The sequence below is a fragment of the Caballeronia arvi genome (genome assembly GCF_001544695.2).
Classification (GTDB): Bacteria; Pseudomonadota; Gammaproteobacteria; order Burkholderiales; family Burkholderiaceae; genus Caballeronia; species Caballeronia arvi.
In genome coordinates this window covers 171,461-188,480 of record NZ_FCOM02000006.1, presented here as the reverse complement: position 1 = coordinate 188,480, position 17,020 = coordinate 171,461, and the positions used below count along the sequence as shown (strand labels likewise).

Genomic DNA, 17,020 nt, shown 5'->3' with positions numbered 1-17,020 from the left:
ACGACGCCTCCGCAAGCCACGCGAAACGGCCGCGATCGACGAGATCGCGGCCGTTTTTTGCGTCTGCTTGCGGCTACTTCTTCTCCTGCTCCACGCGCTTCAAAAGCTGTCCGATGTCGTGTCCCGCGCCACCCGTGCCCGCGGCGAGACGCGCGAGCGCGGTCGCGGCCGTATCGCGCCTGACGCCGCTTTCGGGACGGAACTGCTTTGGCAGCGCCATATAGAAGGTCGCGCCGCGATCGGGCGTGCCTTCGGCCCACGCCTTGCCGCCATGCCGCTCGATGATGCGCCGCACGTTCGCGAGCCCGATGCCGGTTCCGTCGAACTGGTCGTTGACGTGCAGTCGCTGGAACACGCCGAACAGCTTGTCGACATAACGCATGTCGAAACCGATACCGTTGTCGCGCACCAGATACACGACGTGACCGATCAGCTCGCCGGTGCCGTCGTGCGCCGCGACCTCGATCGCCGGCTGCTCGCGCTGGGCGCTGAACTTCACCGCGTTGGCCATGATGTTCGCGAACGCCACGTGCAGAAAGACATGATCGGCTTCGATGGGCGGCAGCGCGTCCACCTTCCAGTGCACGCGCGCCGACGCGTGTTCATCGATATCATTCTGAATGACCGTATGCACGAGCGCGTGGACGTCGACCTTGTGCGGGCGCAGCGCCGCGCGGCCGAGTTGCGCGAACGAAAGCAGATCGTCGACTAGACGGCCGCCGAAACGAGCCGACGTGACGATGCGCTCCAGATAGCCGCGTCCGCGCTCCGATAACTTGTCGCCGTCGATCTGCTTCAATAGATCCGCGAAGCTCACGATATGCCGCAACGGCGCACGCAAGTCGTGCGACACCGTGTACGAAAAGCCTTCGAGCTCGTGATTCGCGCGGCCGAGTTCGGTCGCGAGCTGCGCGATTTCCTCCGCGCGGCGCAGCACGATGCCGAGCACCGCCGCGCGGAATTCGAGCGCGATCTCGCGTTCGGCGGCGCGCCACGGCAGCGAGCGGTCGCGCACGACATCGGTCCAGGTGTCGAAGCTCTCGCGCGGCGAAAGCGATGCGGCGAGGCCCGTCAGCTTCGCGCGCGGATCGCCGGCCCATTCGATCGTCTGCACGACTTCGCGGCGGAACCAGATGACGTAATTGCGGTAGATCTTCGAGATCGACACCGCGAGAAAGCCCGCCACGTCCGGCGAGCCGGCGAGCGCGGGGCAATCCTGCGACGCGCGGTCCGACATCACGACGTCTTCGCTCTGATCGTCGAGCCAGTCGACGAGCGCGGTGACGCCGTGCTCGCCGGGCGTCACGCCGACGAGCGACGTGCGGCCTTCGAAGATCACCGCCGCGCCCGACGAGCGCGTGAAGCCGAGCAGATCCGAGGCATCGCCGACGAGCGCTTCGACGAAGCTGTCCGAATTCGCCATCGACGAAAGCAGCTTCGAAAGCATGCGACGCAGTTCGAGCCGGTAATGCGCTTCCGCCTGCGTCTCGCGCGCCTCGATTTGCAGCGACACGATCTGCGCGACATGCTCGCAGGCCGTGCGCACTTCGAACGGCGGCAGGCGCGGCGTCGCGTGATGACAGGAAATGAGGCCCCACAGCTTGTCGTCGACGATGATGGACATCGACATGGAGGCGAGCGTACCCATGTTGCGCATGTATTGCAGATGCACGCCCGACACGCTGCGCAAGGACGCGTAAGTGAGATCGGTCGGGCGGCCGGTGGCCGGATGCAGCACGGGTACGAGCGGCGCGGCTTCGTAGTTCGCGTTCGAAATGAGGCGGATGCGGTTCCTGCGATACAGCTCGCGCGCCTGCGCCGGAATGTCCGACGCCGGGAAGTGCTGATGCAGGTACGACGGATAACCCGGCTCGACGGCTTCGGCGAGCACGTTGCCGTGACCTTCATCGTCGAACCGATAGACGAGCGTGCGGCCGAAACCGGTGATGCGCGCGATCTCCATCGCGGCGAACTGGCAAAGCTGCTCGACGGTGCGCATCGATTGCACTTCGGTGACGAAGGAGCGCACGAGCGGATACATCGTCGAGAAGACGTCGGCGGTGTCCTGCGCCGGCTCGACTTCGACGAACAACAACCCGTCATGCCGATGCACGACGATCGCGACGGGACCGCGCGGCGTCCATCCGTCGAGCACGACATTGCCGACATGGATCGTCGCGCCGTTACGCGTGAGTTGCTTCAGGCCCGCGCTCGCGCGTTCGGCTGCATCCTCGCCGAGCACGTCGGACAATGCGCGGCCGAGGCACGCGTCGGCCGCGATACGCGCGAACTGCCCGACGTTGGCGCTCGCCTGCATGATATGGCAGTGCGCGTTCACGCTGAAGAGCACGCCGTGAGGCTGAATGCCGCCGGGAATGTGAATCGGCTCGCGCGCGCATGGCGCATGCGCCGATGCATCGGGCGTTGCGGTGTCCGCGTTGTCTGCGGTTGAGGATTTGTCCATCTTCGTCCTGGCAATGCGGTTGCGGCTTCTCGTCGCGCCGATCATCTTCGAATCATAGATGCGTTGAGCGCTCGGCAGGAAGGCTGGCGGCACGTCGTGACAAGCATCGTGCGCGAACGGTGATTTCTACTGGCTCGCCTGCTTGTGTCGGGTCATTTCTACGCGCAGCAAAGTAGCGGCGGCGCGTCACGCGCACGTCTGCTGCATGAAGCGTTCCGCGACGCCCGACGCGCTGATACCATGCGAAGCCCGACCACGCGAGACAACGCCGGAGCAGACATGGAACATGTTCGCCGCGCGCGCCTGAGCGATTGACACGCGCCCGACTCGCCGCGACGTTGTTGTCCGCGATCGTCTGCATCGTCGATGCACGCGATGCCGACGCGCAGTCGTACCGCGATGTCGCGCCGATCGCACCGCCCGCACCCGTGGGGCCGCGCGCGTCGCCATCGCCGCCGGAGCCGGGGGACGGCTCGCAGGAAGTCGCGATCCGCGATCTGCGCGGCATCGCGTTCGTGCGGCCCGATGCTTCATCTCCGATGCAGTCGGGCGCGGATGGCGCGATCACATCGAGCGGCGTTCCCTTGCTCACGCCGGAGTTTCTCGACGGCTTCTCGAACGATCTGCACAGGCCGCTGACGTTCGCGCGTCTTGCCGCGATTCGCCGCGCGGTCGTGCGGCGATATCGCGATGCAGGCCAGCCGCTCGTCGATGTGTACGTGCCCGAGCAGGACGTGAGCAATGGCGTCGTGACCATCGCCGTCGCAGAGTTTCGCGCGGGGCGCGTGATCCCGAAAGGCAATCGCTATTTCTCCGATGCGCTGCTCATGCGCGAGATGCCGCTTGCGAGCGGCGAGCCGATCCGCGAAGCCGATGTCGCTTCAGGGCTCGCGCTGCTTAACGCGAATCCGTACCGGCGTGTCGATGTGGTCTACGCGCCCGGCGTCGCGCTCAATACGACGGATGTCGTGCTGCAAACCGAAGACCGCTTTCCGTTTCGTATCTACGGCGGCTATAACAACGACGGCGTGCGCGATCTCGGCCGCGATCGCATTCTCGCGGGGTTCGACTACGGCAATCTGTTCGGCATCGATGCGCGCATCGGCTATCAGATGACCGCGAGTAACGATCTGCTGAGCGGCAATCCGGATATCGAAGGGCGGCCGGATCGTCCGCGCTACATCGCGCACGCGTTCAATGTGGTCGCGCCGCTGCCGTGGTTGGATCGCGTCGAACTGTTCGGCGTGTTTGCCGAAAGCACGCCGCGTTTGCCGGACAGTTACGGGCAGACTGGCCTGAGCGCGCAGATCAGCTTTCGCTACGACTGGCGCTTGCCGCCGCTCGACAACGCGGGCGCGTGGCAGCAGCAAGTGCAGATCGGCTACGACTTCAAGCGCTCGAATAACGACCTCGAATTCGGCGGCTTTCAGGTGTTCAATGCGAACACGCATATTCATCAGTTCGTCTTTGCCTACGATCTCCTGCGCCGCGACGCATCCGGCGATACGCATCTGAATGCATCGCTCTTCGTGAGCCCCGGTTATTTCGACAGCAACAGCAACGACGCTGCCTACGATGCCGCGCGCCTCGGCGCGACGCCGCGTTATCAGTACATGCAACTGTCGGCGCAGCGCGATATGGCACTCGGGACGTCCGGCTTTTCGGTGTCGGCGCGCGGGCTCGTGCAGTGGACGGGCAGCACGCTTTTGCCTAGCGAAGAACTCGGCCTGGGCGGCGATGCCACCGTGCGCGGCTACGAGCCGTACTCGGCGCAGGGCGATCGCGGATGGAACGTGCAGACGGAGCTGCGCGCACCGGCGATATCGGCGGGCATCGCGGCGATGCAACCGTTCGTGTTCTTCGATGCGGGGCACGTATGGAATCGGATCCCCGAATTCGGGGAGGTGAACAATGCTTCGCTGGCGGGTATCGGCGTGGGGATTCGCGTGCAGGTGGGGCGGTTCGTCAGCTTTCGCGGGACGTATGGGTTTCCGTTGAAGGCGGTGGTGCCGAACGGATCGAAGGCGCCGGTGGGGGAGGTGTTTCTGGTGATTGGGAGTTGAAGCATGGGACGGTGCCTCGGTGCCTATAGCGCTCCGTCCCACGAACCGCTTTACGGCTGCGCCTGCTGCCACTGCAACACCGGATGCGTCGCACCCGCCGGCATCGCCCAAACCCCGCCCGCCGGAATATTCCAGTCGAGATAATTCGACACGTTGCTCATCTGCGCGGTGGTCATCCCGTTCGCATCCGGCGGCACGGTCCCCGAGTTCGATCCCGCGGCGCTCGTGCGTATCGTCGTGTCCTTGTTCCAATAGACGTTGTTATGAATCGCGCCCTGGTTGTACGCCGCGATGCCGCCGTATGCATCGCCCGGAGGCCCGCCGCCGCCGACCTGGCCGACCGCGAACGATTCGTTGATGACGCCCGTCGCGCCGTTGACGTACACGAGCCCGCCGCCGCCGAATCCGCCGACGCCGCCCGTCGCGTACGACTGCGTGATGAGGCCCGTGTTGAACGCGACGAGCCCGCCCGTCTCGCCATGCGTGCCGGCGAACGTCGTGCCGGTCGCATACGACTGCGCGATAGTGCCGTTGTTCAAGCCGACGAGCCCGCCCGCCGGAATCTGATAGCCGACATCCGCCGTGCTCGACGAGCGCTCGATCGTCCCGTTGTTCACGCCGGCGACACCGCCCGCGCCGCGTCCGCCGAAACCGTTCTGGCTGACCGCGCCCGTCGTGTTGACGTAGGTGATCAGACCGTCGTTCTGCCCCGCGAGCAAGCCGAGCCCGCCCGACGAATAGCCGCTCGTGCTCGCGTTCGTGAGATTCATGTTGCGCACGACGCCGCTCGCGCCGATCACGCCGAACATGCCGTAGTAATCGTCGTTGAGATTCGAAGTCGAGGTGAGCTTGTCGATCGTGTGGCCGAAGCCGTCGAACTGGCCGGTGAAGGGCGTCGCCGTCGCGCCGATCGCGGTGAAATAGTTCGGATAGGCGGTCGCGCTCGCATCGATATCCTTGCCGAGCGCATAGTTGCCCGTGAGGTCTTGCGACACCTTCTGCAGATCGCCGAGATTGTTCACGAGCTTGTACGCGGTCGCCTGCGTGACGAGCCCGCTATAGGGCGCGGCCGTCCATCCGCTGTTCGTGAGCAGCGTGCCGGGCGCGTACGTGCCGTTCATGTCGTAGAGCGCGCTCACGATGCCGCCGCTCTTCGACCAGTCGATCGTGCCGCCGTTCGTCACACTGCCGCCGTTGTCGATGCCGCCCGCATCCGCGCGCAACGTGAGATTGCCGTTGCCGGTGTTGCCGATGGTCGCACCGGGCACGATGGTCACGCCATGCGCCGCGCCCAGCGTCAGCGATGCATTGCCGTTCCATTGCACGTTGCCGGTCACGGTGACATCGCCGCTGGCGGATTCGACATCGACCGATGTGCCGTTCGCCAGGCTGCGCGCGAGTGTGTCGCCGCTCGTCTGATCGACGGTGAAGGTCTGCGCGCCGAGCTTCCACGCGCGCGCCTGAATGTCCGCGCCGGCGATGTCGAGCGTGTTGCCGCGCGTCTCGACCGTGCCGCCGCTGCCGTCGGCATTCGTCGCGACGATCGCGCCGTTCGCGTGCACCGTGCCCTTGTCGGCGACGAGCCACACGTGGCCGTCGCGCGTCGCGGTGCCGGTCGCGCGGATCGCGGCGCTGTTGCCCGCGAGCGCGTAAACGTTGCCGTCGGCGGCTTGCAGATTCGCCTGCGCCGCCTCGATCGCGCCGCCGTTCATCGCCGTGCCGCCGCTGCCCGCCTGCACGAAAACCTGTTGTCCGCCCGAGGCGTCCTGCAGCAACACCTGATTGCCCGTCGCGATCTCGACCGTGCCCTGCGGCGCGCTGATGCTGCCGCCGTTCACCGCCGACGTGCGCGACACGAGAAACACGTCGCCGCCGCTCGATCCGATCTTGCCGAGATTGATGACCATGCCGTCGCCGCCGCCCGAGAGCGTCAGCGGGCCGCCCTGCATGAACGCATCGCTGTCGATGTTCAGCGCCGACGCGACGAAGCGCCCGCCCGTCGCGACGACACCGCCCGGCCCGACCAGCACGCCCTGCGGATTGACGAGATACACGCTGCCCGTCGCGTTGAGCTGGCCGAGGATGACGGAGGCTTCGCCGCCCGTCACGCGATTGAGCGTCGCGCCGTTGCCGTTGTTGAACGTGACCTGACGCCCGCCGCCGATCGAAAAGCTGCTCCAGTCGATGACCCCACGCGATGTCGTCTGATTGATGGTGAGCGACGCCGTGTCGCCGCCGATCGCACCGCTGCCCGCGACGAACTGGCCGCCGCTCGGCAAGGGCGGCGCGGCATCGGCGGGGCTCGCGCACGACAGGCCCGCGACGAGCGGCACGAGCATCGCGAGCGGGCGCAGGCGCGCGCCGCGGCGAATGCGGATTCGGGGAAGAAGCGGAAGCGGACGAATGTTGCGCTGCATGGGCCTTTCTCCGGTCAGTGTCGATCGTTCTGGTCGTTTTGGCCGCTGACGGTGTAGCCGCTTGTCGCCCGGCGATTCTTGATTCACGGCCGGGAGGCGCGAACATCGACGTGCGAGCAGGCGCGCCGATGGTAGCGCCCGGCGTTACGCGTCAATGTGGGGTTCCGCACATTCGTGCGCGCAAAAAAATGTCAGCGCGCCGACGCAAGACGCGCCGGGCCTTAAGCGCGGCGCGGCATGGAAATTGAGCGCGGCGGCGGGAAAACCTGAAGGGAGATTGAAAGCGCTATTAATGCGAAGGCTTGCGCCGGCTCGACAGCTCGATCCAGCACTCGTGATAGATGCGCTGCACGAGCGCGCTTTCGTAGTCGAGGTCTTCGCCTTCGAGAATTCGCTCGATATCGCTGCGCGAGGCGTCGGCGTCGAGCATCGCGGAGAAGCGTGCGGCGAGCGCCTGCGCCGCAACCGAAAGCCGCGCGGTTTCGATCCACTCCGCCGCGCGATGATGCCGGTCGAGCCAGCGATGCGCCGTGCGTACCTGAAACGACGCATCGGGCCAGTCGCCTTCGATGTAGTACGCGCCGAGCAGTCCGCACGTGAGCCAGCACAGCAGATGAACCCGGTCGTCGGGCCCGAGGGGATAGCGCACTTGACTCATGATGGCGGCATCGAAATGACCCATCGGAATGACGCATCGACGATAGCATGCCGCGCGCGAGCGCGGCATGCGGCCCGCGTATGGTCCGGCGCGGCCGCCATGCGCGCCCGGGCAGCTACGATGCGCCGCCCGATTCGACAGCGGAAAGCGTCAGAACGCGTGCCGCAGCGCGACGCGCGCGACGAACTGCTCCGAGTTCGACGACAAACCCTGCGTGCCCGGAACGAAAGCCTGATCCATCACGGAATCCGTCGAGCTGCCCGCGATCTTCTGATAGGCGCCCTGCACGTACACGTCGGTGCGCTTCGACAGGAAGTAATCCGCCATCAGCCCGGCCGAGTGGATGTGCGGCTTCACGGTGCCGGCCGTCGAGTCGTAGGTTTCCATCGAATACACGTACTGTGCGCCGACGAAGAACGCCGGCGTGAACTGATACTTCCCGTTCACTTCGAAGTTCTGATACTTGAGGTTCTTGAGCGTGTTGCCCGTCGCTGCGAGCGGCACGCCGATATACCCGTTCGTCACCGGATCGCGATAACTCGAATTCGTGTACGCGAATCCCGCGGTCGCGTTGCCGAACGTGTAGTTCACGCCCGCGCCGAAAATCTGCATGCGCGCCGCGATGAAGCTCGCATCGTTCGTTGCGATCGCGCCGTTCGCGTTCATCCCGGTGCCATCGGCGCGCAGATACGCCGCGCCCGCCAGCAATCCGCCATTCGCATACGACGCCCCGACGCTGTACTGCCGGTTGTTCGCGAAGCCCGTGTCGTTGCTGAAGCTATACGTGCCGCCGAACTGGAAGCCGGCGATGGACGGGCTCGTGTACTTCACCGTGTTGTTCACGCGGAACGAGTTGTCGGTGTTGTCGTTGTCGAACGGATGCGCGAAGAGATAACCGGCCCAGTTGCCATTGGCGGTCGTCGGCGCGAGATAGTCGACGACGGAATCGTACTGGCGCCCGAACTTCACCGAGCCGAAGCGCTCGTTGCTCACGCCGACATAAGCCTGCCGCCCGAACATGCGACCGCCTTGACCGGCCGCGCCGTTGCTCAGATTCACGCCGCTTTCGAGCTGAAACACGGCCTTCGTTCCGCCGCCCAGATCTTCGACGCCGCGCATGCCCCAGCGGCTGCCTGCCGCATAACCGCTCGTCAGTTCATAGACGTGATTGCCGCCGACGTTGCTCGTGTAATCGAACCCTTCGTCGAGGATGCCGTACAGCGTGACGCTGCTTTGCGCATGAACGGACGTGGCGATGCACGCGAGCGCAGCCAGCGAAATTGCTTTGATTCTCATGAAAGTCTCGAATCTTTTACTTTTTGATTAAGAAGTCCCAACCGTCGATGCAGTGGGACCGCGAGCGACGGATTGTGAGCGATGAAAGAGGGACTGCAAAAGGATTTAGTCGAAGGGCAATCGTGAGTTTTTGGAATGTTCTTCCAGCGAATTCTTCGCTTGTCGTTGCAGCGCGACGCGCGGAAGAATGCGTCGCAAATGCGTTGCATTGTCGCGGCGCTGCCCGATATGCGGCAGCCCGATGGAACCCCGCACTGCGATCAAGGAACCCGCCAGACATGAAGCTAGAACGGAATTTTGTGAACGGACGTTTCATCGAGCCCGTGAACGATCAGGTCACCGCCATCCTGAATCCCGCGACCGAAGGTGTGCTCGGCCATGTCCACAACGCGTCGCGCGAAGAGGCGCTTATCGCCGTCGATCAGGCTGCCGCCGCGCAACGCCTGTGGCGCGTGATGCCTGCCGTCGAGCGCGGCGCGCACATGCAGCGTCTCGCGGACGCCATCGTCGAAGCGTCGGCCGAAATCGGCGCCGCGCTCGCGCTGGAATCCGGCAAGAGCCTCGTCGACGCCACCAACGAAGCCGTCTACGCCGCGCAGATCACGCGCTATCACGCGGAATGGGCGCGCCGTATCGAAGGCGAAGTCATTCCGAGCGATACGCCCGACGAAAACCTCGTGCTGCATCGCGAGCCGATCGGCGTCGTCGCGTGCCTGATTCCGTTCAACTTCCCGATCTACACGCTGATGCGCAAGATCGCGCCCGCGCTGATCGCGGGCAACACGGTCGTCGTGCGCCCGAGCAACAACACGCCGACGTCGGCGTTCGAACTGGCGCGCGCGGTCGAGCGCGCGGCGCTGCCCGCGGGCGTCGTCAATATTCTCGCGATGGATCACGCAACGGCCGAAGCCGTCTGCACGCATCCGAAGGTCGGCATGATCACGTTGACGGGCAGCGTCAACGCAGGCCGCAAGGTGCTCGAATACTGCAAGGCGAACATCGCGAAGCCTTCGCTGGAACTCGGCGGCAAGACGCCCGCGATCGTCGAGCCGGATGCCGACTTGCAGAAGGCCGCGCGCGAGCTCGTCGCGTCGAAGCTCACGCATAGCGGCCAGCTTTGCACGGCCATCGAGCGCGTGTATGTGCACGAGAGCATCCATGACAAGTTCGTCGGCTTGCTGCGCGAGCAAATGAAAGCGAAGCAGATCGGCGATCGCCATGAAGACGCGAGCCACATGGGTCCGCTCGTGAACAAGGCCTCGCGCGACGGCGTTCACGCGATGGTCCGGCGCGCGATCGAAGCGGGCGCCACGCTCGAAACGGGCGGCGAAGTGCCGAACCGCAAGGGCTTTTTCTATCCGCCGACGTTGCTGTCGAACTGCCGTCAGGACATGGAGATCGTGCAGGAAGAGACGTTCGGTCCCGTGCTCGCGGTGCTGAAGTACGCGACCATCGACGAAGCGCTCGCGATGGCCAACGATCATCAGTTCGGTCTTTCGTCGGTGCTCTACACCGAGAACTACCGCACGGCGATGAAGGTCGCCAATGCCATCGAAGCAGGCGAGCTTTACATCAACCGCACGCCTGCGGACCCCTATCAAGGTTTCCATGCCGGCTGGAAGCGCTCCGGCATCGGTGGCGACGACGGCAAGCACGGCATGCTCGAATTCACGCAAACGCGTCTCGTCGTCATGAAGTACTGATTCTCGCGGCCGGCGCGCGCCGGTCCGCACTCGATCCACTCAACAAAAACATAGTGAAGGCACGGCAGCACGGCATCCACGCCGCGCGCCGCCGCCCTTCGAGGAGCACGTCCGTGTCATCGAATCCCGCTCAATCCACTCAGAGCGTCGCCGCGCCGCGCGAAGCCTCGCGCACCGACCGCTATATCCAGCTCGCGCTGCTCGTGATCGCCGCTGGTGCGATCTATCCGATTCTGTATCTGCGGCAGGTCTACCAGCCGACGATGCTCGAAGTCTTCCATATCTCCGAAGCGCAGCTCGGCTATCTCTACTCCGCGCTCGGCACGATCTTTCTGGTGTGCTATCTGCCGAGCGGCTGGCTTGCGGACCGCGTCAGGCCGCGCGTGCTCATCAGCTTTTCCCTGATCGCGACGGGCGCGCTCGGGCTGTGGTACTCCACGGCGCCGTCGTTCGGTTCGCTGATCGTGATCTTCGGCGGCTGGGGCCTGACGACGGGCCTTACGTTCTGGGCCGCGATCATCAAGCGCGTGCAGATGATCGCTGCCGCCGACGAGCAAGGCCGCTTCTTCGGCTTTCTCGACGGCGGGCGCGGCCTGATCGAAGCGCTGCTCGCGACCATCGCGATTTCGCTTTTCGCGTGGATGACGCAGACGCGCGGTGCATCGACCACGGAGGGCTTCCGGCTCGTCGTCTATATGTACGCGTTCCTGTGCATCGGGCTGGGCGTCGTGCTCGGTCTCGTGCGCGATCCGCAAGCCGCACAAGGCGCCGCAACGGCGAAGCGCGAGAAGCGCAACGTGCTGCGCGATCTCGCTTCGCTGATAAAGAATCCGCAACTCGCGCTGCTTTCGGCGATCGTGTTCTGCGGCTATCAGGTGTTCTGGTCGACGTACAGCTTCTCCGCTTATCTGCACGAGAAGGAAATCGGCCTGACGGTGGTCGCGGCCGGTTTCATCACGACGTTGAAGCTGTGGATGCGCCCGATCGGCGGCATCGGCGGCGGCTTCCTCGGCGATCGCTTTTCGAAGACTTCGGTGCTGATCGTCGCGCTGTTCTCGGCTTCCATCGCGCTGCTCGTGCTGATGGCCGCGCCGGGCATTTCGAGTCATTGGGTCATCGCAGCGCTCGTGCTCTTCATCGGCGTGATGACGTATGCGATTCGCGGGCTCTACTGGTCGCTGCTCGATCAATGCAAGGTGCCGCCCGAAACGATGGGCCTCGCGATCGGCCTCGTGTCCGTCGTCGGCTATTCGCCCGATGCGGTGCTGCCGCTCATCAACGGTTATCTCACGCAAAACTATCCGGGCGTGCACGGTTATCAGCTGTATTTCGGTTACATCGCCTTCATGTCCGCGCTCGGCGGTGTGGCGGCCATCATGTTCAAACTTCGACTCAAGAAGCAGGGAGCACAACAATGAAGATCGCCGCGCTGGAAACGCATATCGTCGCTGTGCCGCCGCCGCATATCGGCGGGATGTACTGGATTTTCGTGAAACTGCGCACGGCGTGCGGCATCGAGGGCGTCGGCGAAATCTATTCCGCGACGTTCCATCCGAAAGCGATGATGCCGATCATCGAAGACGTCTTCCAGCGCTATCTGGAAGGCCACGATCCGCATCATGTCGAGCGCTTCTATCGCGAAGCGTATTCGAGCGGATTCACGCAACGCCCCGATCTCACGATGATGGGCGTCGTCAGCGGCCTCGAAATGGCGTGCTGGGACATCATCGGCAAGGCGGCGGGCAAGCCTGTCTACGAACTGCTCGGCGGCCGCGTGCATGAACGCCTGCGTTCGTACACGTATCTGTATCCGAAGAACAGCCGCGGCGAATACGACTACGACGATCCCGATCTCGCCGCCGAATGCGCCGCGCATAACGTCGCGAAGGGCTTCACGGCCGTCAAGTTCGATCCGGCCGGCCCGTACACCGCGTATTCGGGTCATCAGATTTCGCTCGAAGTGATGGACCGCTGCGAAACGTTCTGCCGCAAGGTGCGCGAAGCGGTCGGCAGCAAGGCCGATCTGCTGTTCGGCACGCATGGCCAGATGGTGCCGTCGTCGGCGATTCGACTCGCGCAGCGCCTCGCCAAATTCGATCCGCTGTGGTTCGAAGAGCCGGTGCCGCCGGGACAGGAGGGCGCGATGGCGCAAGTCGCGGAGAAGACCAGCATTCCGATCGCGGCGGGCGAGCGCCTCACGACGAAGTACGAGTTCTTCAAGCTGCTCGACGCGAAAGCCGCATCGATTCTGCAGTTCAACGTCGGGCGCGTGGGCGGTTTGCTCGAAGCGAAGAAGATCGCGAGTATTGCCGAAGTCTATTACGCGCAGATCGCGCCGCATCTCTACAACGGTCCCGTGGGTGCTGCGGCGAGCATTCAGGTCGCCGCGTGCTCGCCGAACTTCCTGATTCAGGAAAGCATCGAGACGTGGGGCGGTTTCCACGCCGAAGTGCTGAAGACGCCGATCCGCTGGGAAGACGGCTACATCATTCCGTCGACGGAGCCGGGTCTCGGCGTCGAACTGAATATGGACGTCGTGCGCGCGCACACGCCGTACACAGGCGAACGGCTGCACTTGCAGATGGCGGCGAAACCTGCCGACGTGAAGGATCTCGCGCCCGCGAAGGGCTGAGCGCAAAAGGCGAACAGACACATGGAATTCGATTACATCATCGTCGGTGCGGGATCGGCGGGCTGCATCCTCGCGAACCGGCTGACCGAATCCGGCGAGCATTCGGTGCTGCTGCTCGAAGCGGGCGGCGCGGACGATTCGTTCTGGTTCAAGATTCCGGTCGGCTTCACGAAGACGTACTACAACCCGGAATACAACTGGATGTATTACAGCGAGCCGGAAGCGCAGTTGAAGGACCGCTCGCTGTATTGCCCGCGCGGCAAGGTGCAGGGCGGTTCCGGCTCGATCAACGCGATGATCTATGTGCGCGGCCAGCCGCACGATTTCGACGACTGGGCGCGCGCGGGCAATGCGGGCTGGAGCTACCGCGAGGTGCTGCCGTATTTCCGCCGCCTCGAATCGCACTGGGCCGGCGAGACCGAGTATCACGGCGCGAACGGCAAGATCGCCATATCGTCGATGAAGGACGAAGCGCATCCGATCTGCGGAACCTTCCTCGAAGGCGCGCGGCAGGCGGGCTATCCGGTGACCGGCGACATCAACGGCGCGGATTACGAAGGCGCAACCGTCTACGATCTCAACGCGCGCAAGGGCGAGCGTTCGTCGAGCAGCTTCGAATATCTGCATCCGGTGCTCGGGCGCAAGAACCTGCGCGTGGAGCGCAAGGTCAGCGTGAGCCGCGTGCTGTTCGACGGCAAGCGCGCGATGGGCGTGATGGCAACGCGCAACGGCGAATCGATGCAGTTCCGCGCGAAGCGTGAAGTGATTCTGTCGGCGGGCGCGGTCGATACACCGAAGCTGATGCAACTCTCCGGCCTGGGCGATAGCGCGCTGCTTGCGAAGCACGGCATTCCTGTCGTGCAGGAACTGCCGGCCGTCGGCAAGAATCTGCAGGATCACCTATGCGTGAGCTTTTACTATCGCGCGACGGTGAAGACGCTGAACGACGAGCTCGGTTCGCTCTTCGGCAAGGCCAAGGCCGCGATGCGTTATCTGGTGTCGCGCAAGGGGCCGCTCTCGATGAGCGTCAACCAGTCGGGCGGCTTCTTCAAGGGCGATGACGACGAGACCGAGCCGAACCTGCAACTGTATTTCAATCCGCTGTCGTATCGCATTCCGAAGAGCAGCAAGGCGCAACTGGAGCCGGAGCCGTATTCGGGCTTCTTGCTGTGCTTCAACCCGTGCCGGCCGACGAGCCGTGGATCGGTCGAGATCGCATCGGACCGCGTGGAAGATGCCGCGAAAATCCGCATCAACGCGCTGACGACGCCGAAGGACATCCGCGAAGCGGTGCAGGGCAGCAAGCTCGTGCGCAAGATCATGAACTCGAAGGCGCTGCGCGCGATCACGGCCGAGGAAATTTCGCCGGGACCGGACGTGAAGAGCGACGAAGCCATGCTCGACTACTTCCGCGAGCAGTCCGGCTCGATCTACCACCTGTGCGGCTCCTGCGCGATGGGTCCGGACGCGGGCACGGCGGTCGTCGATGAACGTCTGCGCGTGCATGGCGTGCAAGGCTTGCGGATCGTGGATGCATCGGTATTTCCGAACATCACGTCGGGCAATCTGAATGCGCCGGTGATGATGGTCGCCGAGAAAGCGTCCGACATGATCCTCGACGATGCGCGCGCGATCGTCTCCCAGGTTCCCGCGCCGGCGGAACCCGAGGCGATCGCCTGATCCACGCGGGGCGTGAGGGCATCGCGCCGCTTTCCCGTCCCGAAGCGGCATAATTTGGCTCGATTCGTAAAATGCTGCCCGAGAGCGGCATGTTCCGGCGTCGATGCGTGCTAAAAGCGCGCGTGGAACGCAAGGAAAGGAGATCGACTTGAAGCGAAAGATGCCCGCCCTGAATGCGCTGAGGGCCTTCGAGGTGGCCGGACACACCGGCAGCTTCACGCGCGCGGCCGAGATGCTGCATGTGACGCAAAGCGCGGTGAGCCGGCAGGTGCGCCAGCTCGAAACGCAACTCGGCGAGCCGCTTCTTTTGCGCCGGCATCATCATCTCGAACTGTCGGCGACGGGGCGGCTCTTGCTGCAGGCGCTCAAGATGTCGTTCGACCGCATCGAACTCACGGTGCGCAGCATTCAGGAAAAGACGCATCTGAAGCGCTTGCGCATCAACGCGCCGCCTACCTTTTCGAGCCGCTGGCTGATGCCGCGGCTGCAATCCCTGCGCGCCGCCGCGCCCGAACTCGAAATCACGCTGACCACGCGCCTGAGGGACGATCTCGTCGAATCGGGCGCGCTCGATTGCGCGATTCGCTTCGGCAACGGCGAGTGGGACAGCCTCGACAATCAATTGCTGATGAACGAGCGGCATATCGCCGTATGCTCGCCTGCGCTCATCGGCGAGCGCGATACATCGGATATCGACCTGAACGCATTCACGCTGCTGCACGTGCTCGCGGCCAGTGACCAGCGTTATCTGACGTGGCAGCACTGGCTCAAGGCCGCGAATATCGACGATGTCGATACGCGCGGCGGCTACGAGTTCGATCTCCTCGATCACGCGATCCGCGCGGCCGTCGATGGATTGGGCATCACCATCGCGGATCGTCACATGATCGCGCACGAGTTGCGGCAGGGCACGCTCGTGCCGATCGTCGATCTCGAGGTGGACGGGCATCAGTCGTACTGGCTCGTCACGCGGACCGGCCAGGGCGATTCGCCTCAGGTTGCGCTCTTTCGCGAGTGGCTGCGCGCGGAGATCGAGAAGCAGACGCGCGGTCGTGGCGGGAAGCGGACGCGCGTTTAGAAGGAAAAGATCGTGCGCCGACTGCCATCCCTCACTGCGCTGCGCTTCTTCGAAGAGAGCGCGCGCCATATGAGCTTCAACAAATCCGCCGCCGCGTTGTGCGTGACGCCGGGCGCGGTGAGCCGTCAGATTCGCCTGCTGGAAGATGCGCTCGGCGCGAAGCTCTTCGATCGCGATCACAAGGGCATACGTCTCACGAGGCATGGCGCGGAACTGCTCGCGTGTTTGTCGCAGGCGTTCGATTCGATCGAGCGTGTGACGCGTTCGCTGTCGACCGCGCAGCGCGGCGCGCGCAGACGTCTGACCGTGAGCGCACCGCCGACGTTCGCGACGCGCTGGCTTTCGCCACGGCTCGGCTCGCTGATGGACGCGGTGCCCGACATCGATCTTTCCGTGCGCACCGATGCCACCGATGATCGTCAATGCTGCATTCGCTTCGGCTACGAGGCGCGGGCGGATCATCGGTCGGAGTTGCTGTTCATCGAGCGGCATGTGCTCGTCGGCGCGATGAAGTTCGCGGGGCAATCGGTCGAAGCGCTGCTCGAGCGGCTGCCGGCGCTGCATGTGCTGCATAACGATACGCGGCTTACGCTGTGGCCGAACTGGCTCGATGCGGCCGGATTGCCGCGCGCGTTCGGCGAGAATGGCATCGAGTTTTCGACGCTCGATCAGGCGATTCACGCGGCGCGCGCGGGATCGGGGCTGGCGGTGGTGGACCGGAACATGATCGCCGATGAACTGCACGATGGCTCGCTCGTGCTGCTGTCGGCGGTGGAATCGGCGGGACCTTATGGGTACTGGCTGGATATCGCGGCTGAGTATGCGGGTTCGGATTGTGTGCTGGCGTTTGGGGAGTGGTTGCGGGGGGAGGGCGGGGATATCTGGAGAGTGGGTTCGTTAGCTTGAACCCTGCAAAGGGAATGCACAGAAAGACGTTGGTTTAATTCGAACTCTGGAAGGCTTCCTCAAACCACCTCGGTTCACGATGGCGCTTCCCTGACTGTACGTCGTGATCTTAGTCTCGTCGTA

At 64.3% G+C, this 17,020-nt stretch carries 11 protein-coding genes; 7 read left to right on the top strand and 4 right to left on the bottom strand.

All coding sequences use genetic code 11. The features are described 5' to 3' along the window. Positions 1 to 73: 73 nt before the first annotated feature. On the bottom strand, positions 74 to 2,464 hold the full coding sequence (locus AWB74_RS09915) for an ATP-binding protein (RefSeq protein ID WP_061146687.1): 2,391 nt from the start codon (positions 2,462 to 2,464) through the stop codon (positions 74 to 76). 311 nt (positions 2,465 to 2,775) lie between these two features. Here AWB74_RS09915 and AWB74_RS09910 point away from each other — a divergent pair, with 311 nt between their 5' ends. Next, positions 2,776 to 4,527, top strand: coding sequence for a ShlB/FhaC/HecB family hemolysin secretion/activation protein (locus AWB74_RS09910; RefSeq protein ID WP_407642424.1), 1,752 nt, complete (start codon positions 2,776 to 2,778; stop codon positions 4,525 to 4,527). 50 nt (positions 4,528 to 4,577) lie between these two features. Here AWB74_RS09910 and AWB74_RS09905 read toward each other — a convergent pair whose 3' ends face one another. From AWB74_RS09905 to AWB74_RS09895, 3 genes are all read right to left on the bottom strand, one after another. Beyond that, positions 4,578 to 6,944 carry a beta strand repeat-containing protein gene (locus AWB74_RS09905; RefSeq protein ID WP_061146583.1) on the bottom strand — a complete coding sequence of 789 codons (2,367 nt, stop codon included), beginning with the start codon at positions 6,942 to 6,944 and terminating at the stop codon, positions 4,578 to 4,580. A 289-nt stretch (positions 6,945 to 7,233) separates the two neighbouring features. Continuing rightward, positions 7,234 to 7,602 carry a hypothetical protein gene (locus tag AWB74_RS09900; protein WP_061146685.1) on the bottom strand — a complete coding sequence of 123 codons (369 nt, stop codon included), beginning with the start codon at positions 7,600 to 7,602 and terminating at the stop codon, positions 7,234 to 7,236. 150 nt (positions 7,603 to 7,752) lie between these two features. Next, on the bottom strand, positions 7,753 to 8,898 hold the full coding sequence (locus AWB74_RS09895; protein WP_061146582.1) for a porin: 1,146 nt from the start codon (positions 8,896 to 8,898) through the stop codon (positions 7,753 to 7,755). Positions 8,899 to 9,176: 278 nt separating this feature from the next. Between AWB74_RS09895 and aldA the strand changes: the two genes are divergently transcribed. The 6 genes from aldA (at position 9,177) to AWB74_RS09865 (ending at position 16,897) form a co-directional block, all read left to right on the top strand. Then, positions 9,177 to 10,601: an aldehyde dehydrogenase gene (aldA, locus tag AWB74_RS09890; RefSeq protein ID WP_061146581.1), complete on the top strand. Its 1,425-nt coding sequence runs from the start codon at positions 9,177 to 9,179 to the stop codon at positions 10,599 to 10,601. A gap of 113 nt (positions 10,602 to 10,714) precedes the next feature. Continuing rightward, positions 10,715 to 12,019: an MFS transporter gene (locus AWB74_RS09885; protein WP_061146580.1), complete on the top strand. Its 1,305-nt coding sequence runs from the start codon at positions 10,715 to 10,717 to the stop codon at positions 12,017 to 12,019. Continuing rightward, complete coding sequence (locus AWB74_RS09880) at positions 12,016 to 13,233, top strand: mandelate racemase/muconate lactonizing enzyme family protein (RefSeq protein ID WP_061146579.1); 1,218 nt, start codon at positions 12,016 to 12,018, stop codon at positions 13,231 to 13,233. Before AWB74_RS09885 ends, AWB74_RS09880 begins: the two co-directional genes overlap by 4 nt. A gap of 21 nt (positions 13,234 to 13,254) precedes the next feature. Beyond that, the gene (locus AWB74_RS09875; protein WP_061146578.1) at positions 13,255 to 14,913 is read left to right on the top strand and encodes a GMC family oxidoreductase; all 1,659 of its coding nucleotides are present in this window, start codon (positions 13,255 to 13,257) and stop codon (positions 14,911 to 14,913) included. A 160-nt stretch (positions 14,914 to 15,073) separates the two neighbouring features. After that, entirely contained in the window at positions 15,074 to 15,991 is a 918-nt protein-coding gene (locus tag AWB74_RS09870; RefSeq protein WP_061146577.1) for a LysR substrate-binding domain-containing protein, read from the top strand. A 12-nt stretch (positions 15,992 to 16,003) separates the two neighbouring features. Next, a complete protein-coding gene (locus AWB74_RS09865; protein WP_061146576.1) occupies positions 16,004 to 16,897 on the top strand; it encodes a LysR substrate-binding domain-containing protein in 894 nt (297 codons plus the stop codon). The last annotated feature ends 123 nt before the right edge of the window (positions 16,898 to 17,020 follow it).